Here is a 20,737-nt window from a genome sequence, read left to right as displayed (position 1 = left end):
GTGTTAACTTCTGTTTTTTATGAGAATTTTTTAGATAGTTCTCTTGCTATTTCAATTTGTATCACTCCTTTTTAAAAGGTTTTACAAGAGCATTTAAACTTATACAAATATATAAATTAATAGGTATTACAAGCTAAATAATGGGTTTTAAAATGAAAAATTTATTTGGTGTGTCTATCGTTCGGCGTATTTATGGTGTATCAATTTTTCCCACGTTATAAGATGCCTAAGGAATAAAATGGAGGAGGAAAGTCAATGAATCGAATTAATATTATTACACTAGGTACAAGGGATATAGTCAGTGCTCACCATTTTTATAAACAGCTTGGATTTGCCACATCTATTAGAGGAACAGAATCAAATCCGCATATTATTTTCTTTAAAAATGAAGGAACGAAAATAGCATTGTATCCAATAGTGGAGCTTGCAAAGGATACAAATAAAGAGAATCCCCCAGTCTTATCAAGTGGATTCCCAGGAATTACATTAGCTTACAACGCAAAAACCAAAGAAGAAGTAGATGAGTTAATGGAAAAGGCTAATTTAGCAGGAGCAACTATACAGAAAGCACCGAAAGCAACTGATTGGGGAGGCTATGGAGGCTACTTTACTGACCTAGATGGCTACTATTGGGAAATAGCTTATGCTGAAGACTGGGAGTTTGATGAAAACAATATGTTAGTGATAGAGGATCAATAAAGCTTGTTTTTAAGATAACGGAGGAAAATGAAAATGGAGAAGTTTGTGTTTATATTTGGTCCTCAAGCAGTTGGTAAGATGTCAGTTGGACAGGAGCTCGCAAAATTGACCGGTCTAAAGCTATTTCATAATCATATGACAATTGATCTACTAGAGCCGCTCTTTGGCTTTAGTGATGAAATGTGGCGGCTCACTCATCAATTTCGAAAGGAAATATTTCAATCATTTACTCAAAGTAATCATTACGGAATGATTTTTACAAAGGTTTGGTATTTTGATAAACAAGAGGATTGGGATGATATTGAAAGTATATGTCAGTTGATGTCTTGTAAAGGTGTCTCTGTTTACTTTGTTGAGTTAGAAGCTCATGTAGAGGAAAGATTAAGGAGAAATAAAGATCCACACCGTTTGGAATGTAAACCTACAAAAAGAAACGTGGAGCAATCAGAACAGCATTTACTAAGTACATTGCAAAGCAATAGGTTGAATTCGTTTCCTGGGGAAATAAAACGGGAAAACTATTTGAGAATAGATAATACTTTTTTAAGTCCATACGAGGTAGCAAAAATTATTAAATCTGAGTTTCATTTATAAAATTATAGAATATGAGGGAACAATATGTCTGCAAATTCATCGTTAGAAATAATTAGTGAATTAACTACAAAGGATCAGTGGATAGAAGCTTATCCTATAATGAAGCAGCTGAGAACTGATATGACCTTGGAAGCGTACATAGATTTATTACAAGAAATGCAGAAGGATGGTTACAAGCTTTACGCCTTATACTTTCAAGGGAAAATAGCTTCATTAGTCGGTTTTAGCTGGAGAACAAATTTTTACAGTAAGCGTCATATATTTGTCTACGATTTAGTAACCGATGCCTCCCGACGTTCAGGTGGTTACGGCAAGAAATTATTAAAATACATACAGGATTATGCTAAAGAAAACGGTGCAGAATATGTAGCACTAGAATCAGGTATTCAACGAATAGATGCACATCGGTTTTATGAAGAAAAATTAGAATATGACAAATGGTGCTATTCCTTTAGAAAAACTTTAATTTAATTTAGAAAACATTAAACGTCTTCAAAGTATTTATTGAAGACGTTTTTCTTATACGAATAGAGATTTATAATACGGAGGAAAGCATAATTAGATATGCGTTCAATTAGACAACTAGAGTGAAGCACAGTATTTATTACATTTAAGTATCAGAAAATTCACTTTTAACACATTTACCATTTATTAGTGTGTTATCATAAAGATAAAGCCTATTCTTGTAGTCTAGGTATAACATTATATAATATTATTTTTTGCTAGGTGGGGTTTAATGGATAACATAATAGAAAAATTAAAGGAAATTAAGCAGGGGGAAATTGGAATCACGCTTTACTCACCGACAGAAGACAAGATTTTACTTTCTTTAAATAAGGATTTAATAGTGCCTTTAGCTTCTGCAGCAAAGATAGCAATTGCTTTTTGCGTTGTAAAATTGGTGGAAGAGCAGAAATATAAGTGGACGGATAAAATACAAAATATAAAATTTAACCCTGATGAGGATAGCGATGTCCTTTATCCTCATTATCAAAATAGGTCCAGCCTGATGCTTTGTGAAGCGGTAGAGGTGATGATTGCCTGCCATGATAGTCATGTAGCAAATAGCGTAGTTCAATTTTGTGGAACCTGGGACTATTTTAATCAAAAGATTCGAACCTATTTTAAGAAAATTAATATAAAGCAAAATCCAAAGGATTTAAGTAGCGAGGGCGAGTTAGCTCAAATCTTAGAACTTTTAAAATGTAGTATTCAAGGCTATGATTCAGAGCCAGAAGTATGGGCTCCTCTTGTCAATGGTCTAGTTAGGCAAAGAGGAGAAATCAAAGGAATTCCAAGCCACTTAGTAAATCATATGACAGGTGGATTAGATAATGTAGTAATAGATATTGGGATAATCGGTGAATTTTCGAAAGCTCCAATTTTATTCGTTTTAGGAGCCAAAAATTTGCCGAATCGAAATATTAATCAATTGGCGGATGAGAAAATAGCAGAAGCTTTGAAATTAATTTACGAAACATATTGTAATAGTAACATTGTTCAGGACTGTAAAATTTGATAAAAGGGAATGGACTAAACTTAAAGAAGAATGGAAGAAATTCAATACAAGAATCTATAGAAAACCTTATAATAACCAAATCTAAAAACAAAGGAAAGACATGATGAAAATACTTATATTAGGTGCTACGGGATTTTTGGGCTCTACTCTATATCGAAGGGCTTTAGAAGATGACTCGCTAACCGTTGTAGGAACCTCTCGATCACTGAAAAATGAAATAAATTTAATGCATGTAAATGTAACAGACAAACCTTCCATTGTACAAGCTATTAAGAAGAGTATGCCGGATGTAGTAATATGGTGTCTTATGAGTATGGAGGCAGAGGATCAACTAATTCACGTGGGATTGAAAAATGTCCTAGAAGAATTAGAAAGTACCACCAAGCTAATCTTCGTATCTACCGATGCAGTATTTGTGGAAGGGAAAGGCAGCTATAAGGAATTAGATCCTACCGGTTTGTTGCCTAAAGAAGCCCGGCTAGTAGTATATGTGAATGCTAAACATGCGGGAGAAAGCTATGTTATGAATACTCATCCAAATCATGTAATAATTCGAACAGGTCCTTTGTATGGCGATATGAATAAATTAGACAATCGAACAGACCAAATAATAAAGAACATTAAAGATGATAAACCATTCCATGCGTGGGCAAATGTTTATAGATCCTTTGTGAATGTGGATGACTTATCTAATGCTATTTTAGAGCTAGCTAAAAATGATGTGACGGGAATATTACATGCTGGGCCGTTAAAGAAGGATAGCTATTATTCCTTTTACAAAAAACGTTTAGAGCAGCTGGGCTTGGATAGCCCACTTTTTCTTCCGAAAATGGTCTCACAGGAGGAATCTCCTTATCTTTCCTTTGATACATCATTAAACACCGAAAAGATTCATCAACTGCTTTCAACTAATTTTCGAATCATTTAATTACATTAAGCTGAACGGTCATAAATAAATTTATGCGGTCATAAAACTTACTTAAACGGTCATAAATAAATTTATGCGGTCATAAAACTTACTTGAACGGTCATAAAAAATTCTATCCGGTCATAAAACTTACTTGAACGGTCATAAAAAATTTTATACGGTCATAACAAAATGAATTACTAAAAATCTACTTCTTTATTATGCAGCAAACGTAACTACTTCTATTAAAAAGTGAAAAAATCACCACTAATACAAAAGACGCGTTATTCAGAAAGTGTATATAGGCTTATCGAATGAGTGAGGCTACATTAAACTCAATCGAAAAGCCTGTTTTTTATTCCATTGAAGGAAATTTTTTCTTTATGAGGAATATGACCCTTATCTATCAATGAAAATTAGAAGAGGGGGAAGGTTATGAGGAAAAAGTGGACAAGCCTATTGATGGCTTGGGTATTATTTGTAAGTTTACTTGGAATGGGACAGGTTGCTCAAGCAGAAGAACCGCTCGTTTTGACTTTGGATGAGTCAATTTCAAAAATTATTGATGAAAAACTGACGGGTGGAGAGGTGAGTATCGCGGTTATCGATCGGGTGACTGGTGAGGCTGTGTATGACTATAATGGTCAAACTCCTGTCAAACCAGCTTCGAATATGAAACTGATCACCACTGCAGCAGCACTAGACATTCTTGGAGAAGATTATCGTTTTAAAACAAGTTTATATACTAGTGGTAAGCTATCTAACGGAGTTCTCAAAGGGGATGTATATCTTCAGGGGCAAGGAGATCCTACTCTTATGGAGGAAGACTTAAGACAATTTGCGCAAGCTTTAAAAGCAAAAGGTATTCAAACTATTGATGGAAGAATTGTTGGTGATGACAAGTGGTTCGATGATGATTTGTTAACTCCAGGTATATGGGAAGGTGATGAATCGTATTACTATGCAGCTCCAATTTCTGCATTGACTACATCACCAAATGCTGACTACGATTCTGGAACAATTATCATAGATGTAAGTGGTTCGGCTATCGGAAATGCTCCTTTAGTAAAAGCAACTCCTTATCTTGGAGATTTAGAAATAGTCAATCAAGCTCAAACCGTTGCGGCGGGTCAAAGCAACACCATCACAATTGAGAGATCTTATAGAACAAATCAAATCGTCATAAATGGTAACCTACCGATTGATAAAACCAAAAGAGAATGGGTAACGATGCTTCACCCTACTACTCATACGCTCACAATGTTTCAAGCAATACTAGAAGAAGAAGGTATAGAGTACAAAAAAGACAAACTTTTTAGAGCAGCAACTCCTAAAAGTGCTACTCTCATCTCGGTGAAAGAATCTATGCCATTGAAGGAATTACTTATTCCATTTATGAAGCTAAGTAATAATGGAATTGCAGACATTTTAGTAAAAACGATGGGTAAAGTAGAGGGACATCATGGAAGCACGAAGGCAGGTTTAAAGGTAATTGAGCAATACGGCAAGTCCATCCAATTAAATATGAATGACTGGAAGTTTGAGGACGGGTCCGGAATGTCTCATGCAAACTCGGTCTCTAGCTTTGCTATTAGTGACTTGCTATATAAAGTGCAAGGGGAAGATTGGTTCAATACTTATTTTAATAGTCTTCCTATAGCTGCACATCCTGAAAGAATGGTAGGAGGTACATTAAGAAATCGATTGAAGGATTCGCTCACTTCAGGTAAGGTTTTTGCCAAAACTGGATCTTTAACTGGAGTTAGTACACTTAGTGGTTATTTAGAAGGCAGTAGCGGTCAACAATATATTTTCAGCGTATTAGTACAAAACAAATCCGGTGCAGTGACTGCAATAGATGAAATTGTAAAGGAAATGGCTAGGGAATTATAAATTATAACGGTGAAATTGAGAAGCTAGTAAACGAATGTTTGCTAGCTTCTTCTTTACTAAGGAATTAAGCTGAAAGAATGAGTGAAATCTAAAAAAGCATTGATTTTTTAGAATTTTTAAAATATATTAATATAGTTACAGTACAAAAGGGGGAAAATTATGTGAGGAAGATTAATAGAAAGTTATTATGTGTGTTTTTACTTGTCTTAAGTATTTTGTTAGTTGCTTGCAATCAAGAAGAAAAAACAGAAAGTAGTACACCAAAAGAGCCTGAAACTACTGAGGGAAAGGATTCTGGTGAGCTTGATGAGGCACAAGAGTTAAATTTAGTTGCAGGTGCTGAAATTCCATCGATGGATTCTGTTTTAGCGGACGATGCAGTTTCATTCAATTACTTAAACAATGTTATGGAAGGTCTTTACCGATTAAATCAAGAGAACATTGCAGTGCCTGCAATGGCTGAGGGAGAACCAGAAGTTTCAGAGGATGGATTGACCTATACGTTTAAATTACGAGATGCAAAATGGTCAAATGGTACTTCAGTTACTGCAAATGATTTTGTGTTTGCCTGGAGAAGAGCGATTGACCCTGACACAGGTAGCTCATATGGACCTTATATGATGCAGGGATTAATAAAAAATGCAACGCAAATTTCAATGGGTGAGATGAGCAAGGATGAATTAGGTGTAGAAGCAATAGATGAGAAAACATTGAAGGTTACTCTAGAAAGACCAGTGCCTTATTTTAGTTCCTTAATGGCATTTGGAACTTTTTATCCTCAAAATGAAGAATATGTAACAGAGATGGGAAGTTCCTATTCTTCTAATTCTGATAGTCTTATATACAACGGTCCATTCGTATTGACTGAATGGGATGGGACAGGCTTATCTTGGTCACTGGAGAAAAATCCGAATTATTGGGATGCGGAAGTTGTTCAGTTAGACAAAATTAACGTGGACGTAATTAAAGAAACTGCTACATCTGTTAACCTATACGAGAATGGTGAAAAAGATCGTGTTGGTTTATCCGGTGAGTTTGCTCTTCAATATGCCGATCATGAAGAGGTGCTACAAGAGCTAAAACCGACAATATTCTATTTGAAGCTGAACCAAGAGCGTGATGGACAAAAGACTGCTCTTTCAAATGTGAAAATCCGTAAAGCAATCGCAATGTCCTTCAATAAAGAGGATTTGGCATCTGTGATATTAGCTAACGGCTCTATTCCAGGAGATTTCCTAGTTCCTAAAGGATTAACTTTTGATGAAAATCAACAGGATTTCCGTGAAATTAACGGTGACATGGCTAAGTACAATCCAGAAGAAGCTACTAAACTATTTGCAGAGGGAATGGCCGAGGAAGGATTGACGGAATTAGAATTAGAATTGGTTGGTAATGATGGTGAGCTAGCTCAAAATATGGATGAATATTTAAAAGCTCAGATGGAAGGTAATCTTAAAGGATTGACTGTCAAGCTTATACCAGTCACTTTCAATGTAAAATTAGATAAAGACGCAGCACAGGATTACGATATTCAAAGTACAGGCTGGGCACCTGACTTCCAGGATCCAATTACCTTCCTAGAATTGTTTGTCACGGGCTCACCACAAAACAATATGTCCTATTCAAACCCCGAGCTGGATAAGCTCATTGACCAAGCAAAAAATGAACTTGCATTGGAGCCAGAGGCACGTTGGGAAGCACTAGCTAAAGCAGAGAAAATTATAATGGAAGAAGATGCTCCAATTGCATCCATGTATCAATCAGGGCTAATGTCTCTACAAAAACCATATGTGCACGGAATCATTTCTCATCCGTTTACAGGTGACTATAGCTATAAATGGGCTTATATTTCAGGAAAAGAATAAAAAACTAAGAGTGTCTATCCGTCCCAAGGATATTCACTCTTTTTTTAAGGATTAAAACCTTAGTTTTCTACATAGACTGCATATTTGCAAATTGGGAGGAGAATATAATAAAATGGACTATTTATTTTAACAAATTAGGCAAATAATAAGAAGGTGCCAAAAAGGGTGATCCAACTACATTTACGGCCTACGGTGACACTACCGTATAGTCAGAAAATCTTATAAATGGAGACTTTAATATGCTTCTGCAATCATTGCTAAAAGCCCAGAAGATGAAGAATATATGGAAAAGAGAAATAAGTAATGCAAATAAATTCTGCTTCAAAATTTGGCGGATAACTTTTATACTTATAAAAGCGATTTAATGGAGATTTTATTGTTAAAGTAGTAGGATTTAATAGATAAGTTAAGGAGGCAATATAATGGACAAACTTAAAGATAAGGTAATTATTGTTACTGGTGGCGCTGGAGGTATTGGACTTGGTATGTCCAAGGCGATGGCTAGAGAAGGAGCAATATTAGCAATCGTGGATGTTAACGAAGAAGCTGGACAAGCAGGTTTAAAAATACTTCAAGAAATCTCGCCTAAATCTATGTTTTTAAAAGCGAACTTAATGGATAGAGAAAATCTTCCATCTATAGTTACAGCTGTAGCAGAAAAATATGGAAGAATTGATGTTTTAGTAAATAATGCACATGCATCTAAACAGGTGACAATTGAAGAAACGACACAAGCCGATCTTGACCTGTCATTTGGAACAGGATTTTACCCGACCTTCTATCTAATGCAGGCAGCATTGCCTTACTTAAAGGAATCTAAAGGAAATGTTATTAACTTTGCTTCTGGAGCAGGTTTAAATGGACACGAAACACAAGGTGCTTACGCTGCTGCCAAAGAAGCAATTCGTGGAATTTCCAGAGTAGCTGCCAATGAATGGGGTCGCTTCGGTATTAATGTAAACCTTATTTCTCCTATTGCAAACTCAGAAGGCGTACAAGCATGGGCGAAAGCACAACCAGAATATTATGAAGCGGTTCGCAGCAAAATTCCCCTTGGTCGCTTTGGTGATGTTGAGGAAGATATCGGTCGTGTAGCAGTATTTTTAGCAAGTGAGGATTCTCAATATATCACTGGCCAAACAATTATGGTTGATGGCGGATCTATAATGCTTCACTAAATAAATAAAGAAAGTCAGGGTGATAATTACGTCGCTCTGGCTTTTTTTGTTTATTAACAAGTGAATGGAAGCTCCGCAAGGTTCTCTTTCGTTTCTGCAAGGTTTACTCCACTCTTTATTCTATCCATTATAAAGAACAAGGAAATAGGAACAATTTGTAGAATTATACTAGGTGGCTAACAAAAATGCATAAAGGAGTAGACAAAATTGGAACTAAACGAAAATATACATAATTATAGATTTGATGAAAATGAATATGAATGTTTAAATGTGGAGCTATTTACTAATTCAAACGGTTTTCTATTAGATGTAAAAGAATGGACTATAAAAAATGATTGGTCTTTATCAACATTAGATAATGATTTCAAAGAAAACTTTCTAGCTAGCTTAGAAAAGTTCCAACCATACTTAGTTATTGCTGAAAATAGTAATACCGGAAATTTAATTACAATCTCCCAGACTACAGGTGAAATATATGAGCTTGAGCACGAGATCACGGAAAGAGTAGAAAAATATTTTGTAAATTCCTCATTAGATAGCTTGTTTTCCTGTTTGAAATATTTTAAAGAGTATTGGCTTTTAATAATAGAAATAGAAAACGAAGAAAAGTTAATATGCATCTTTAATGAACTAAAGCATAAACTAATGAATTTAGATGAAAGAGTACAGATAAATGAGGATAATTATAATAGACAATTTTGGAACTCCTTGTATCACGATAATTTAAATTTTTTCATTGAGAGACTTAGAGAAAAATAGATTATCTCGATAATATTTACTAATAAAGGAGGGAAATAATAAATGGAAAATCGATTATCTTTATTAGATCAAATTCGATCAATAGCTCAGCATGGTCTTCATTATGCTAATGATCCGTATGATAGAGATAGATATGAAATGCTACTCACCCTAGCAAGCAAAGAATATTCGGAAATTGTTGAAATTAAAGAAAGCATTATTAAAGATAAATTTTTAAAAGAGCTTGGACATGTAACGCCCAAGGTCGGAGTAAATGGTGTGATTTTTTCAGAAGATAGAAAAATTCTTTTAGAGTGTCGAGCAGATGATGGAACATGGGGCATTATTGGTGGTTGGTGCGAAGCTGGCGAAAGTCCTCAAGAATCTTTAAAAAGAGAATTTTTAGAGGAAACGGGTTTAACTGTAAAGGTTAATGAACTTATTGATATATTTACAAGAAAGCCTGGAGACCTTGGACAGCCACATACTTCCTATCACCCGCTTTTTGCTTGTGAAATTATGGAGGGCAAAATGCAAAAATCATTTGAGAGCTTAGAGCTGAAGTTTTTTCACTTAAATGAGGTGAAAAATTGGCACGGTGACCATTATGAAATGGCGAAGAGGGCATATGAATCGAGTATTATTAATGGGGAAATTATTTAATTGCAACGAATAACTAAACCAGCCTCATAAACAAGAGCGGTGAATGGATTGTAGTAAAATATCGGGGGATTGTCGTAAAGTAGAGCCTCATTGTAGTAAACGAGCGTTAGATTGTCGTAAATCTGCCTCACAATCAAGAGATGGAAATGGATTGTAGTAAAATATCGGTGGATTGTCGTAAAGTAGAGCCTCATTGTAGTAAACGAGCACTAGATTGTCGTAAATCAGCCTCACAATCAAGAGGTGTAAATGGATTGTAGTAAAATAATGAGGGATTGTCGTAAAGTAGAGCTCGATTGTAGTAAACGAGCGTTAGATTGTCGTAAACCAGCCTCACAAACAAGAGCGAGAAATGGATTGTAGTAAAATATTGAGAAATTGACGTAAAGTAGCGCCCCATTGTAGTAAACAAGCGTTAGATTGTCTTAATAGTCTTTAGGATTTGGATTCCAGTAATACTCACATGTATTAGATAGTGAGGAATAGGTGAAAATTCACATAGATAAGCTTTAATTTCCCTATCAGAGGAAATGGCAAAGAACCAAAGAAAAAGAAGACTGAAGAACAGTCTTCTTTTGGAATTTATTTTAGGAAATTTGGGTCTTCATATTTTGGGTGTGGATAATCATAGAATCCTTTACCTGTTTGTATGCCAAGTCTGCCTTTATCGATTAGCTCTGTTTTAAAGTATTCTGCTATTTTAGCCTTTTGCTCATTACCTGATTTGGCTTTTTCAACTGCTATATTATAAGGTGTGTTAAGCCCAATAATATCTAGAACGCCGAAGGGACCTCTCGATACTCCCATGCCAGCCATCCATGTCTTATCAACTGTTTCAGGGTCTGCAATACCATTAGCTACTAAATTTTGAGCAGCGTCTAAAAATGGTACTAATAAGGAATTTAAAATATATCCAGGTTGTTCTTTGTAAATAGGAAGAGCAATCATATTTATAGCTTTAGCAAATTCAATAATTTCTTCAAATACGCTAGCATCTGTTCTATCATGCTTCATAATTTCGGCTGTGTTGTTTACCCAAATTCTATTAGCGAAGTGCAAGTGAAGGAATTTTTCAGGGCGACCTGTAAATTCAACAAGCTGACTAGGAATCATTGTGGAAGAGTTAGATGCGAAAATTGTTTTTTCAGGTGCAATCTTTGCCAATTTTTCATATAATGCTTTTTTGATGTCTAAAACCTCAGGGACTGCTTCAATTACTAAATCAGCATCCTTAACTGCTTCAGCCAAATCAGTAAACAAAGTTAAACGTTCATAAGCAGCATCAACTGCCTCTTGGGTTGTCCCTAAGTCTTCTTTATAATCCGCTTTCAATCCAGTAAGTCTTTCCTTGGCTCTCTCTAAAGCCTCATCATTAATATCGTAAACGGAAACATTAAATCCGTTAAAAGCAGTTTGAAATGCTATTTGACTTCCTAAAACTCCACTTCCAGCAACCATAACTTGTTTAATATTCAATTTATTCTCTCCTTCATACAGTCTAATAACTAATAGTTATTTTCTAAATTCTACTTAATATACATCCCAAAATCATACAATCAACTTACTCAATTTTGCTTATCTAAAATATACTCTCTAATTAATTGGAAAATTGAAAGAATAAAGTATTTATCATTCTGTAGTCATGTTAAAATTAGATAAGAATTAATTTACCAATTTTAGGATTTATCGACTTTATTAAAGAAGAGGTGAGAACATATGGAATTACGAATGATAAGAGAAGATAATAATGAATCTAAAAAAAATATTAATGAACGATTGTATTATTTTAATCTTGCACACTTTCCGGAGGATTTAAGAGGTAGGTATGAAGAGGTTAACATTTTTTTAAAGGATGAAAATGATAATGTACTTGGAGGGATTTTGGGAGAAATCTGCTGGAATTGGCTAGAAATTCATGTTTTGATAATGGATGATTCGCTACGCAATAAAGGATTTGGTACAAAGTTGTTAATGGAAGCAGAGGAAATTGCTAAGGAACAAAAATGTGACTTTATCAAATTGGATACTTTAAGCTTTCAGGCGTTAGACTTTTATAAGAAACATGGGTATGAAGTATATGGAACTCTTCCTAACGTAGGTAGGGATTTTAACCATTATTACTTGAAAAAAGATTTATTGAATTAAAAGAGATAGGAGTAATTTAATGACCATGCAGAATATACATGCACTAGACATTTCATATTGTGAAACATTTTCGAGAAAAATAGATAAGCCTTGGGGAATACTATTTTATAATGAAAATCAGCCTAATTACTATGACGCCAATCATGCAAGGATAATGAATGCTTGTGAGGACCCTCAAAAAGTAGTTGAAGAGACAACAATATTCTATCAATCAAAAAATATTGTTCCTAGATTTTATATATATGATTTAGTAAATCAGCAAAATCTACTTTCCGAATTAAAATTGAGAAATTTTAAATATGAAGAAATGATTAGCCCAGTTCAATTATGGAATAACAGAGATATTAATATTCCACCTAATCCTATGGTGACGATTGAAATAGTTACAGATGAAAACTATCAAGAAGCACTAGAGATAGAAGGTAGCATTAAAGAGTTCGGTGGCATTGAAGTAATGGAAAAAGTTTTTGAGGAGCAGTTTAATCATCCAGCTTTCACTCATTATCTTCTCCGTTACGATGGTATGGCCTGCTCCACTGCTTGTATTTTTGAAGATGGCAATCAAGCTAGAATGGAAAGTGTTGCTACATTAGAAGCCTTTAGAGGTAAAGGATTAATCGGTCAAATTATTGATTATATTCAGCAAGAGACAAAGAAAAAAGGGATAGAAATGCTATGGGTTTTGCCGATAAATGAAGCTATCGAAAAGGTCTACCAAAAATATGGATTCGAAACAGTCGAAAAATACATATCAGGTCACGCGTTTTTAAGTGGGAAAAGCATTAAAGAAATTCAAGGATAAACCTAGGTAAATAAATAGGAAATATAAGATTATTGGCTTGGTTCATTTTAATGAGCTAAGCTTTTTGGACGGATTTTAAGCTTTCTGCAAAGTTTATGCTTTTTCCCGCAAGGTTTGGTTTCATCTCTGCAAGGTTCTCCTCGGTCTCTGCATGTTCTGTTTGTCTCCCACAATCCTTAGTGGGCAATTCGTATACAAGAATTGGTCACTAAAAATTTTCCAAGCTGTTTCTTTTGTTTGACTTTTCAGTTGACTTTTTTAATTCCAGATATTACAATACAATAAAGATTAACAAATCGTTAATCAAAAAATGAATTAAATCGTCTTCGAAAGGAGTGGAAGTTATGTCTAACGAAGAAGCGTTAAAGCAATATAATATTAGTAAATATAAAACCCCTGATGGCTATACATCAGACATTGCGGTTTTCACCATCATTCCAGAAAACAAGGAAGAGCACAAGCCACCAAAAATGTCACTAAAACTTATGCTAATTCAGAGAGCGTTACTCAATGCAGAGGGAGATCCAAATATAGAAGCGGGAAAATGGGCGCTTCCTGGAGGGTTTGTCCAAGAGGATGAAACAGCTTTGGAAGCTGCTAAAAGAGAGTTAGAGGAAGAAACCGGTGTAGTTGATGTACTGATTAAACATTTCGGGGTGTACGACAAACCTGGTAGAGACCCACGCGGTTGGATTATTACGAACGCACACTATGCAATTGTACCCATGGATTACCTTTCTAAAAGAAAAGCGGCAGACGACGCGGCAGAAGTTGAGTTATATTCCATTGATGAAGTATTAAACCTTAAGTTAGCTTTCGATCACCAGAATATTATTACAGATGCTATTCGAATAATCACTAATGATTTGCTGCAAACGACGGTGGCAAAAAACTTCTTGCCGAAAAATTTCACTTATTCAGAACTGCAAGCGGTACTAGCAACGGTAACTGATGAACCAAGTATACTGAGCGAACAATCATTTGCTCGCAAGATTAAGACCCTTCCTTTCATTCAAAAAGTACCAGGCAAAAAGACACAAAGGACTTCTAAGTCACCAGCGGCCCTATACGAATTTTTGGAGATGGATATTATTAAATCAATCTATACGGCTAGATATTAATTTTTTTAATAATTATGATTAACATTTTGTTTGTCAATAACATAATTAGGAGGAAGTTAAAATGAAAGCACTTATTAACATTGATTACACAAATGACTTTGTTGCAACAGATGGAGCTTTGACATGTGGTAAACCAGGGCAAGAAATTGAGCAAGAAATTATACGTATAACAGAATCTTTTTTACAGGAAAATCATTACGTAGTGTTTGCGATTGATCTACACAAGCAGGGAGATCCCTATCACCCCGAAACCAAATTATTTCCTGCCCACAATTTAGAAGGAACAGAAGGTCGTAAATTATACGGTGGACTGCAAGAGGTATATGAAAAGCATAAAAGTAGTAACCAAGTGTATTGGATGGACAAAACAAGATACTCTGCTTTCGCTGGGACAGATTTAGAAATAAAACTACGTGAAAGAGGGATTACTGAAGTTCATTTAGTAGGAGTATGTACCGATATTTGTGTGCTTCATACTGCTATGGACGCTTACAACAAAGGCTTTAAGATTGTCATCCACAAGGAGGCAGTTGCTAGCTTCAACCAAGTGGGACATGACTGGGCATTAGGGCATTTCCAAGGCTCTTTAGGAGCGGAAATTATTTAATCGAATTTAAAAATAGGAGGTTTTGTTAAATGGAAAGGTTATATAACGACGATAGCTTGGCACTTCATACGGACCTTTATCAAATAAATATGGCACAAACGTATTGGAAAGATGGATTTCACAATCAAAAATCTGTGTTCGAAGTTTATTTTCGAAAGCTTCCCTTTGGTAACGGCTATGCTATTTTTGCCGGTCTAGAGCGAGTAATCCAATATATAAACAACTTCCATTTTTCTGATACTGATATCGATTATTTAAGAGAACAGGGCTATGAAGAGGAATACTTGAATTACTTAAAAGGTCTTCGATTCACTGGTACTTTGAGAAGTCTAAAAGAAGGAGAGCTGGTTTTTCCGAATGAACCAATTTTGCGCATAGAGGCTCCACTGGCAGAAGCTCAGCTGATTGAAACTCCTATTTTAAACATCATCAATTTTCAAACGCTTATTGCAACTAAGGCAGCACGAATCAAACAAGTAGTTGGAGATGATACAACTTTAGAATTTGGTACACGTCGTGCTCAAGAGATGGATGCGGCTATCTGGGGCACAAGAGCTGCTTATATTGCAGGTTTCAATGGGACATCTAATGTCAGAGCTGGAAAACTGTTTGGGATCCCTATTGCCGGTACCCACGCTCATTCATTGGTTCAGGCTTATATTGATGAATATTTAGCGTTCACCAAGTATGCCGAGAGTCATAAGGACTGTGTATTTTTAGTCGATACGTACGATACATTGAAGTCGGGTGTGCCGAATGCTATCCGAGTAGCAAAAGAGCAGGGGGACAAGATTAATTTTAAGGGTATTCGGTTAGACAGTGGCGACTTGGCCTATTTATCAAAAGAAGCAAGGAAGATGCTGGACGAAGCTGGGTTCAAAAACACAAAGATATCTGCCTCTAATGATTTAGACGAGGAAACCATTATGAACCTCAAAGCACAAGGTGCAAAAATAGATACATGGGGAATTGGAACAAAGCTAATCACTGCTTTCGACCAGCCTGCATTAGGGGCTGTTTATAAGCTTGTTTCTATAGAAGGAAAAGATGGGGAGATGGTGGACACTATCAAAATTAGTGCGAACCCAGAAAAGGTTTCGACCCCTGGCCTCAAAAAGGTTTACCGAATCATTAATCGAAACAATGGAAAATCAGAAGGTGACTATATCGCATTGGAAACAGAGGAACCTCAAAACGAGGAAAGATTAAAGATGTTCCATCCGGTCCATACATTTATCAGCAAATTTGTTACCAATTTCGAAGCAAGGGAATTGCATCATACGATCTTTCAAAATGGAATTCTTGTTTACGATCTTCCTTCCATTCAAGAAATTCGAGAAAATGTTATCGAAAACTTGGAGCTGCTTTGGGATGAATATAAGCGCCCACTTAACCCGGAAGAATATCCAGTTGATTTGAGTCAAAAATGTTGGGATAACAAAATGACTCGAATTGCGGAGATTAAAGAGAAGACTCATAAAATGATGAAACAAAAAAAATAGATTTACAGGAGGAAACAATATGGCTAGGATTGGAATCTATGGTTCATCCTTTGATCCCATCACGAATGTTCATTTATGGACGGCGAGTACAGTGGGACGCAGGTGTCGTTTGGATAAAGTAGTCTTTTTACCTTGCTCGCATAAGAGAAGGGACAAAGAGATGAATGTTGCAGATAGTCATCGTTGGAATATGATATTACTTGCTATCGAAAATAACGAAAATTTTGAAGCGGATGACTATGAGATGAACCAGGAAGCTTGGAATGCAAATACTTATGAAACGATGAAGCATTTCAAAGAAAAGTATCCAAATGATGAAGTGTTCTTCATAATGGGAGCTGATTTACTGGTAGACATAGGCGCTGGTAAATGGCAAAGAGGTGAAGATCTAGTGAAGGAAAACAAATTTATCGTAATGGCAAGAGATGGAATCGATATGCTAAAGGTAATCAGCAAATCACCTATCTTAAGAAACAACGATGAAGGCTTTCATCTCATAGACAAAGGCCTAGCAATGGAAATCAGCTCTTCCTATATAAGAGATGAGTTTGCAATGGGTGGGGAGCCAAGATATCTTCTTCCAGATAATTGTTACCAGTACATTATAGATAATTTACTTTATCAAAGAGAATAGATCGAAGACGCCTGTATTATTGTAACAGGCGTCTTTTTAAGTTTATGCAATAAGAGATTGAATAGAAAGTAATTAAAGATTGGAGAGGTTTAATGACTACCTATCAGCTTTGCCAAAAAATTAATGTAAATGAAGTGGAGTTTTATTGTGAATCTATCAAAGGTTCTAATGATAATCTCACGATTGTATTCGAGTCTGGGTATGGATGGGATAGTAATAATTGGCTTCCGATAAAGCATAAAGTCTCTAAGTTTGCTAACGTTTTTATGTATGACAGAGATGGCATAGGCAAAAGTGAGAAAAGTAATAAACCCAAACACAGTTTTCAAATTATAGAAAATTTAAGATGTCTTCTTCGTAAGTTAGATATTAAACCACCATATATAATGGTTGGTCATTCATTCGGAGGAATTAATGTAAGATTATATGCAAGTAAATATCCCCAAGAAGTAGTTGGAATAATACTTTTAGATTCTGTACACGAGGATCAAAACCAGAGAATGATACCCTTATTCACAAAGGAGGTCCAAGAAGAATACTTAGGGCAATTTGTGGTAGAAGCTTCCCTTGATGAATTTGAAGAAAGTCTGGAACAAGTAAGAGGAACGAACCTTAACAATATTCCCCTCATTGTTATGACTGGTAGTAATCAGCCACAACATACTTAAGAATCCATGGAGGTTTGGATGAAGTTTCAAAAAGAACTAGCTAACCTTTCGTCTGTAAGTAAACATCTTATCGTTAAAGAAGCAGGACATGCAATTCATATCGACCAAACTCAAGCAGTGATAGAAGCTATTGGTAGCATGTTAAGAATGGTACAGAATCTTCATTGAAAATAAAGGTAATAGTAGTTTACAGATTTCTTTCAAAGTAATTGTTTATGGTAAAATAAAAAAATAACATTTAAACCTTATAATGGATTTTCAGAACTGGGAGATATGACCTCATGATAAGAATGCACAATTTACCGGAGAATATTAAGGATGCATTGAAGCCTTACTATAATGAAAATGAAAAACCAGACGTTTTTCCGGCTAAATTTTTATTTAAGGGAGAGCTTTATTACTATTTTACATTTGCTCCAGCAGCAGAACAGTTGATTTTACGTAATGATGGCAGCACTCCTTTCTTCGGGGAAATAAAGGAAGAAGCATTATTAGCAAACAATTTTAATGTTTGTATAGAGAAATTTGTGCATATTGGTGCTAAATGGGCTACTGCAAATAGGTTAGGAAACTATGAAAATTACAAAAATATTCTTGGTCAAATTGAAAGGAAATTAGGTCCTTTACCAGAGCATATACAAAAGGCTTACGATGTCGTTAAGGATGTTCCCGATATTATTATTGAAAATCAACACCAAATAGTAGATGCAGTCAAAAAGGCAGATGATTTGTGGAAAGTAGCAAGTGACAAAGAGTTAGTCACCGATTTAGATGAAGAGAAAATGGAGTCGTATTTAGTTGAAATGATTCAGGCACAGGTTAGACAAAATGATATCCAAATCAAAACGGAAAACGAAAGAAAATTAATTAGTGAATTTGTTTCCTCTAAAAAGAAAAGGTTTAATTTAAACGCTTGTATATTATCAATAAGGCTAAAACCCTTTGATAAAAATATGTTTAGCAGTAGTCATGAACATGCAGGAGAATGGGATGAGTTTAGAGATATGGCGTTATATAGTAATCGTAAAGCAGAAGAAGTAAAGGATCATTATTTGGTTTTCGATAGTCTGCGAAATCCCAAAGAATAAGGGTATTTATATGTTTATATGAAAAAGCAAGAAATCAAGAAATAGTATTTTCTAGAGTTAAATAATTTGATTTTTTTGTTTTAATTCGATAATCGAAACTATAAATCTAATTCTGGAAGTGAAATTAACATGAAAAGAATATATTGGATCATTTTATCCAGCCTGATGATTGTAATTATGTTAATAGTTTTCTTTTTTTACAGAGCAGATTATCACGGAGTAATAAGAGGTTTAGAAGGTAATCAATTTACCTTATACCCTCTTAAAGTTAACCCTGAATACGAACATTATACTCCTGTAATATTTTTTTCTAAGGATACTTATGTGATAGGGGAAACTAATAGTATCACCGATTTAAAACCTGGACAAGAAGTGGAATTGTGGGTAGAAGAAATCGATGAAAAGAAAATCGCAAAAAAAATTAAGGTAATAAATGAATAATAAACTAAAGTAACTTCCAACGTCTCGGGGACCGCTATCAAACCAAATCATCCCCGATATGATTAACTTGTTGGCATAGTCATACTAAAGATTTGCTTTCTCGGAAAACAAAACACCCCACATAGGGGGTGTTTGTTCAATCCTCTTTCGGTATATACAGCTTCACGTTGTAATAGCCTTCTAGGAAGTGAAGCGTCCCTTCAGGCGCAATGGCTTCCTCTAGGTACTGATAAGTTATATACGGTTCGGTCAATCCTTCGACACGCACACGCTCCACATTAAGACGAAGCTTTTCCCCATCTGGAATGTCCCCACCGCTCAGCTGATAGGAATACAGCTTGCGCGGAGGGTCGGTGAAGGATACCATCTCAGCACGCATGGAATTAATTTCCTTGTACTCATCAATCTTTAGGGTCACCAGTGGCAATGTAAGGATATAGTACTCTTCTACCTGTTCCTCCCACTCTGTGATATGTTCCTCCTCATAGGAGTCCACGATGACCCATAGGTAGAATCCGCCAAAAACGGTAGCAAGAAGGGTTATAAAGAACACCCCGATGAAGGCAAACAGACTGATGTTCCGAAACAAGAACCACATCAATATTAATGCTAGTACGATAAATGCTCCCCCGATGATTAACCAGCGCTCCGTAGAAGACAGGATAAGCGCCTCCTCGTAGGTACGTAACACATCTGCTTTTGTAATATCTTTTCCCCCTTTTTTTGTCCGTAGAAGAGTAGCAACGTTTCTCCATCCTTCTCTATAAAGGATACCACGGGAAGAGGGTGAAAAATCTATAAAAGTTAAAATGGTGGTTTTATGTTATATTTTTACAAAATTAGTCACCAGGAACCTTAGCACTTACTTTCAATAATGCTCAAATGGGCGAAGGGACAGCCGATGCTCTGCTATCCCACTGTCGCCTGCATTTTCCTGAGCTTCCCTTGAAGCATGTGCAATCCCTCATGCAGGTATCGCTTAAATCTAAAGCTTAGGAATTATGTTAACTGCAACGGTTTTATTGTTTGTTTTCTCGTTTGAGTTGCTCATTTTATAATATTTTATCATTAGATTGTTTAGTTCATTTTGGAAAAGCGTAAATTGCTCATCAGATAAGGCCAATTCTATTAATGAGAATGTTGCTGTATCTTCAACGTTTTCCTTATCCTCTAGTAAAGTTAAATAATTTTGATATTGGGATAGTAAAACCAATTGATAGTTGGAAATATAATTTAATTTTTGTTCCTTTGTAAGGCTCTTCCAATCCTCGTCATTTATACCTGCTGCCTCCTCTTCATTAAGAGCATAAAATTTTTCAATGACGGATCTTACCTTCCTTTCCTTGACGATTTTTATGATACTTTCATCCAATAAAATTTGAATATGGCGATATAAGGTTGCTTGTGGCACATCTTTAATAATGGCAATCATTTCTAATGTACTTACGCCTTCTTCTTTATTTTTCATTAGAGCTTGTAATATTTTCATTCTCACGGGGTGCATTATTACCTCTACTTTGTTACGCATAATTAGTTCCTCCTACAAGATAGATGTGATGTTATCAATATTTAAAGAGTTTCATTCCTATAACAGAGAACATTATCAAAAAATATATAACAAAAATTTAGAAATGTACAGTGAAAAAAGTTATTGAGTTTGGTTAATTCTTCTG

Annotated in this window: 23 protein-coding genes; 20 read left to right on the top strand and 3 right to left on the bottom strand. The window is 35.4% G+C overall.

Features of this window, described 5'->3' with window-relative positions; translation table 11 throughout:
* The first annotated feature begins 255 nt into the window (after window positions 1-255).
* The 10 genes from H9650_RS00590 (at window position 256) to H9650_RS00545 (ending at window position 10,056) form a co-directional block, all read left to right on the top strand.
* Window positions 256-699 (top strand): VOC family protein, encoded by a 444-nt coding sequence (locus tag H9650_RS00590; RefSeq protein ID WP_191696354.1) that lies wholly within the window; start codon window positions 256-258, stop codon window positions 697-699.
* Window positions 700-732: 33 nt separating this feature from the next.
* Window positions 733-1,293, top strand: coding sequence for an AAA family ATPase (locus tag H9650_RS00585; protein ID WP_191696353.1), 561 nt, complete (start codon window positions 733-735; stop codon window positions 1,291-1,293).
* Between the two features lie 24 nt (window positions 1,294-1,317).
* Complete coding sequence (locus H9650_RS00580) at window positions 1,318-1,764, top strand: GNAT family N-acetyltransferase (RefSeq protein WP_191696352.1); 447 nt, start codon at window positions 1,318-1,320, stop codon at window positions 1,762-1,764.
* A gap of 265 nt (window positions 1,765-2,029) precedes the next feature.
* Window positions 2,030-2,812, top strand: a complete 783-nt coding sequence (locus H9650_RS00575; protein WP_191696351.1) for a serine hydrolase — start codon at window positions 2,030-2,032, stop codon at window positions 2,810-2,812.
* Window positions 2,813-2,915: 103 nt separating this feature from the next.
* Window positions 2,916-3,740, top strand: coding sequence for an SDR family oxidoreductase (locus H9650_RS00570; protein WP_191696350.1), 825 nt, complete (start codon window positions 2,916-2,918; stop codon window positions 3,738-3,740).
* Window positions 3,741-4,154: 414 nt separating this feature from the next.
* On the top strand, window positions 4,155-5,612 hold the full coding sequence (gene dacB, locus H9650_RS00565) for a D-alanyl-D-alanine carboxypeptidase/D-alanyl-D-alanine endopeptidase (protein ID WP_191696349.1): 1,458 nt from the start codon (window positions 4,155-4,157) through the stop codon (window positions 5,610-5,612).
* 161 nt (window positions 5,613-5,773) lie between these two features.
* The gene (locus H9650_RS00560; protein ID WP_191696348.1) at window positions 5,774-7,477 is read left to right on the top strand and encodes a peptide ABC transporter substrate-binding protein; all 1,704 of its coding nucleotides are present in this window, start codon (window positions 5,774-5,776) and stop codon (window positions 7,475-7,477) included.
* Between the two features lie 422 nt (window positions 7,478-7,899).
* Window positions 7,900-8,655 (top strand): SDR family NAD(P)-dependent oxidoreductase, encoded by a 756-nt coding sequence (locus H9650_RS00555; protein ID WP_144538163.1) that lies wholly within the window; start codon window positions 7,900-7,902, stop codon window positions 8,653-8,655.
* A 207-nt stretch (window positions 8,656-8,862) separates the two neighbouring features.
* Window positions 8,863-9,414, top strand: a complete 552-nt coding sequence (locus H9650_RS00550; protein ID WP_191696347.1) for an SUKH-4 family immunity protein — start codon at window positions 8,863-8,865, stop codon at window positions 9,412-9,414.
* 42 nt (window positions 9,415-9,456) lie between these two features.
* Window positions 9,457-10,056, top strand: coding sequence for an NUDIX hydrolase N-terminal domain-containing protein (locus H9650_RS00545; protein WP_191696346.1), 600 nt, complete (start codon window positions 9,457-9,459; stop codon window positions 10,054-10,056).
* A gap of 582 nt (window positions 10,057-10,638) precedes the next feature.
* On the opposite strand, the gene H9650_RS00540 is transcribed toward H9650_RS00545, so the two are convergent.
* On the bottom strand, window positions 10,639-11,532 hold the full coding sequence (locus H9650_RS00540) for a 3-hydroxyacyl-CoA dehydrogenase (RefSeq protein WP_191696345.1): 894 nt from the start codon (window positions 11,530-11,532) through the stop codon (window positions 10,639-10,641).
* A gap of 240 nt (window positions 11,533-11,772) precedes the next feature.
* Between H9650_RS00540 and H9650_RS00535 the strand changes: the two genes are divergently transcribed.
* The 10 genes from H9650_RS00535 to H9650_RS00495 all read left to right on the top strand — a co-directional run bounded on the left by H9650_RS00535 (window position 11,773) and on the right by H9650_RS00495 (window position 19,064).
* The gene (locus tag H9650_RS00535) at window positions 11,773-12,201 is read left to right on the top strand and encodes a GNAT family N-acetyltransferase (RefSeq protein ID WP_191696344.1); all 429 of its coding nucleotides are present in this window, start codon (window positions 11,773-11,775) and stop codon (window positions 12,199-12,201) included.
* Between the two features lie 19 nt (window positions 12,202-12,220).
* Window positions 12,221-13,003 carry a GNAT family N-acetyltransferase gene (locus H9650_RS00530; protein ID WP_144538168.1) on the top strand — a complete coding sequence of 261 codons (783 nt, stop codon included), beginning with the start codon at window positions 12,221-12,223 and terminating at the stop codon, window positions 13,001-13,003.
* Window positions 13,004-13,347: 344 nt separating this feature from the next.
* Window positions 13,348-14,124 carry an NUDIX domain-containing protein gene (locus tag H9650_RS00525; RefSeq protein ID WP_191696343.1) on the top strand — a complete coding sequence of 259 codons (777 nt, stop codon included), beginning with the start codon at window positions 13,348-13,350 and terminating at the stop codon, window positions 14,122-14,124.
* Window positions 14,125-14,185: 61 nt separating this feature from the next.
* Complete coding sequence (locus H9650_RS00520; protein ID WP_151110410.1) at window positions 14,186-14,731, top strand: cysteine hydrolase family protein; 546 nt, start codon at window positions 14,186-14,188, stop codon at window positions 14,729-14,731.
* A 29-nt stretch (window positions 14,732-14,760) separates the two neighbouring features.
* Entirely contained in the window at window positions 14,761-16,233 is a 1,473-nt protein-coding gene (locus tag H9650_RS00515; RefSeq protein ID WP_191696342.1) for a nicotinate phosphoribosyltransferase, read from the top strand.
* A gap of 19 nt (window positions 16,234-16,252) precedes the next feature.
* The gene (nadD, locus tag H9650_RS00510) at window positions 16,253-16,867 is read left to right on the top strand and encodes a nicotinate (nicotinamide) nucleotide adenylyltransferase (RefSeq protein ID WP_151110406.1); all 615 of its coding nucleotides are present in this window, start codon (window positions 16,253-16,255) and stop codon (window positions 16,865-16,867) included.
* A gap of 92 nt (window positions 16,868-16,959) precedes the next feature.
* Window positions 16,960-17,535, top strand: a complete 576-nt coding sequence (locus H9650_RS00505; protein WP_318245374.1) for an alpha/beta fold hydrolase — start codon at window positions 16,960-16,962, stop codon at window positions 17,533-17,535.
* A gap of 18 nt (window positions 17,536-17,553) precedes the next feature.
* Complete coding sequence (locus tag H9650_RS20720) at window positions 17,554-17,703, top strand: hypothetical protein (protein WP_225321695.1); 150 nt, start codon at window positions 17,554-17,556, stop codon at window positions 17,701-17,703.
* Between the two features lie 113 nt (window positions 17,704-17,816).
* Window positions 17,817-18,623 (top strand): hypothetical protein, encoded by an 807-nt coding sequence (locus H9650_RS00500; RefSeq protein ID WP_151110404.1) that lies wholly within the window; start codon window positions 17,817-17,819, stop codon window positions 18,621-18,623.
* A gap of 129 nt (window positions 18,624-18,752) precedes the next feature.
* On the top strand, window positions 18,753-19,064 hold the full coding sequence (locus H9650_RS00495) for a hypothetical protein (protein ID WP_151110402.1): 312 nt from the start codon (window positions 18,753-18,755) through the stop codon (window positions 19,062-19,064).
* Window positions 19,065-19,200: 136 nt separating this feature from the next.
* Here the strand turns inward: H9650_RS00495 and H9650_RS00490 are convergent, their stop codons facing one another.
* Both H9650_RS00490 and H9650_RS00485 read right to left on the bottom strand, forming a co-directional pair.
* Window positions 19,201-19,755, bottom strand: coding sequence for a hypothetical protein (locus tag H9650_RS00490; RefSeq protein WP_151110400.1), 555 nt, complete (start codon window positions 19,753-19,755; stop codon window positions 19,201-19,203).
* A 294-nt stretch (window positions 19,756-20,049) separates the two neighbouring features.
* On the bottom strand, window positions 20,050-20,592 hold the full coding sequence (locus H9650_RS00485) for a helix-turn-helix domain-containing protein (RefSeq protein ID WP_151110398.1): 543 nt from the start codon (window positions 20,590-20,592) through the stop codon (window positions 20,050-20,052).
* Between the last annotated feature and the right edge of the window lie 145 nt (window positions 20,593-20,737).

The sequence above is a fragment of the Psychrobacillus faecigallinarum genome (assembly GCF_014836595.1).
In the GTDB taxonomy this organism is placed as follows: Bacteria; Bacillota; Bacilli; order Bacillales_A; family Planococcaceae; genus Psychrobacillus; species Psychrobacillus faecigallinarum.
Note: the sequence above shows the minus strand (reverse complement) of the source record. Positions and strands in the feature narration are given on the sequence as shown.

Coding starts and splice junctions, on each gene's coding strand:
- H9650_RS00590 (WP_191696354.1), top strand. CDS start 256: ATGAATCGAATTAATATTATTACACTAGGTACAAGGGATATAGTCAGT.
- H9650_RS00585 (WP_191696353.1), top strand. CDS start 733: ATGGAGAAGTTTGTGTTTATATTTGGTCCTCAAGCAGTTGGTAAGATG.
- H9650_RS00580 (WP_191696352.1), top strand. CDS start 1,318: ATGTCTGCAAATTCATCGTTAGAAATAATTAGTGAATTAACTACAAAG.
- H9650_RS00575 (WP_191696351.1), top strand. CDS start 2,030: ATGGATAACATAATAGAAAAATTAAAGGAAATTAAGCAGGGGGAAATT.
- H9650_RS00570 (WP_191696350.1), top strand. CDS start 2,916: ATGAAAATACTTATATTAGGTGCTACGGGATTTTTGGGCTCTACTCTA.
- dacB (WP_191696349.1), top strand. CDS start 4,155: ATGAGGAAAAAGTGGACAAGCCTATTGATGGCTTGGGTATTATTTGTA.
- H9650_RS00555 (WP_144538163.1), top strand. CDS start 7,900: ATGGACAAACTTAAAGATAAGGTAATTATTGTTACTGGTGGCGCTGGA.
- H9650_RS00545 (WP_191696346.1), top strand. CDS start 9,457: ATGGAAAATCGATTATCTTTATTAGATCAAATTCGATCAATAGCTCAG.
- H9650_RS00535 (WP_191696344.1), top strand. CDS start 11,773: ATGGAATTACGAATGATAAGAGAAGATAATAATGAATCTAAAAAAAAT.
- H9650_RS00530 (WP_144538168.1), top strand. CDS start 12,221: ATGACCATGCAGAATATACATGCACTAGACATTTCATATTGTGAAACA.
- H9650_RS00525 (WP_191696343.1), top strand. CDS start 13,348: ATGTCTAACGAAGAAGCGTTAAAGCAATATAATATTAGTAAATATAAA.
- H9650_RS00520 (WP_151110410.1), top strand. CDS start 14,186: ATGAAAGCACTTATTAACATTGATTACACAAATGACTTTGTTGCAACA.
- H9650_RS00515 (WP_191696342.1), top strand. CDS start 14,761: ATGGAAAGGTTATATAACGACGATAGCTTGGCACTTCATACGGACCTT.
- nadD (WP_151110406.1), top strand. CDS start 16,253: ATGGCTAGGATTGGAATCTATGGTTCATCCTTTGATCCCATCACGAAT.
- H9650_RS00505 (WP_318245374.1), top strand. CDS start 16,960: ATGACTACCTATCAGCTTTGCCAAAAAATTAATGTAAATGAAGTGGAG.
- H9650_RS20720 (WP_225321695.1), top strand. CDS start 17,554: ATGAAGTTTCAAAAAGAACTAGCTAACCTTTCGTCTGTAAGTAAACAT.
- H9650_RS00500 (WP_151110404.1), top strand. CDS start 17,817: ATGATAAGAATGCACAATTTACCGGAGAATATTAAGGATGCATTGAAG.
- H9650_RS00495 (WP_151110402.1), top strand. CDS start 18,753: ATGAAAAGAATATATTGGATCATTTTATCCAGCCTGATGATTGTAATT.
- H9650_RS00485 (WP_151110398.1), bottom strand. CDS start 20,592: ATGCGTAACAAAGTAGAGGTAATAATGCACCCCGTGAGAATGAAAATA.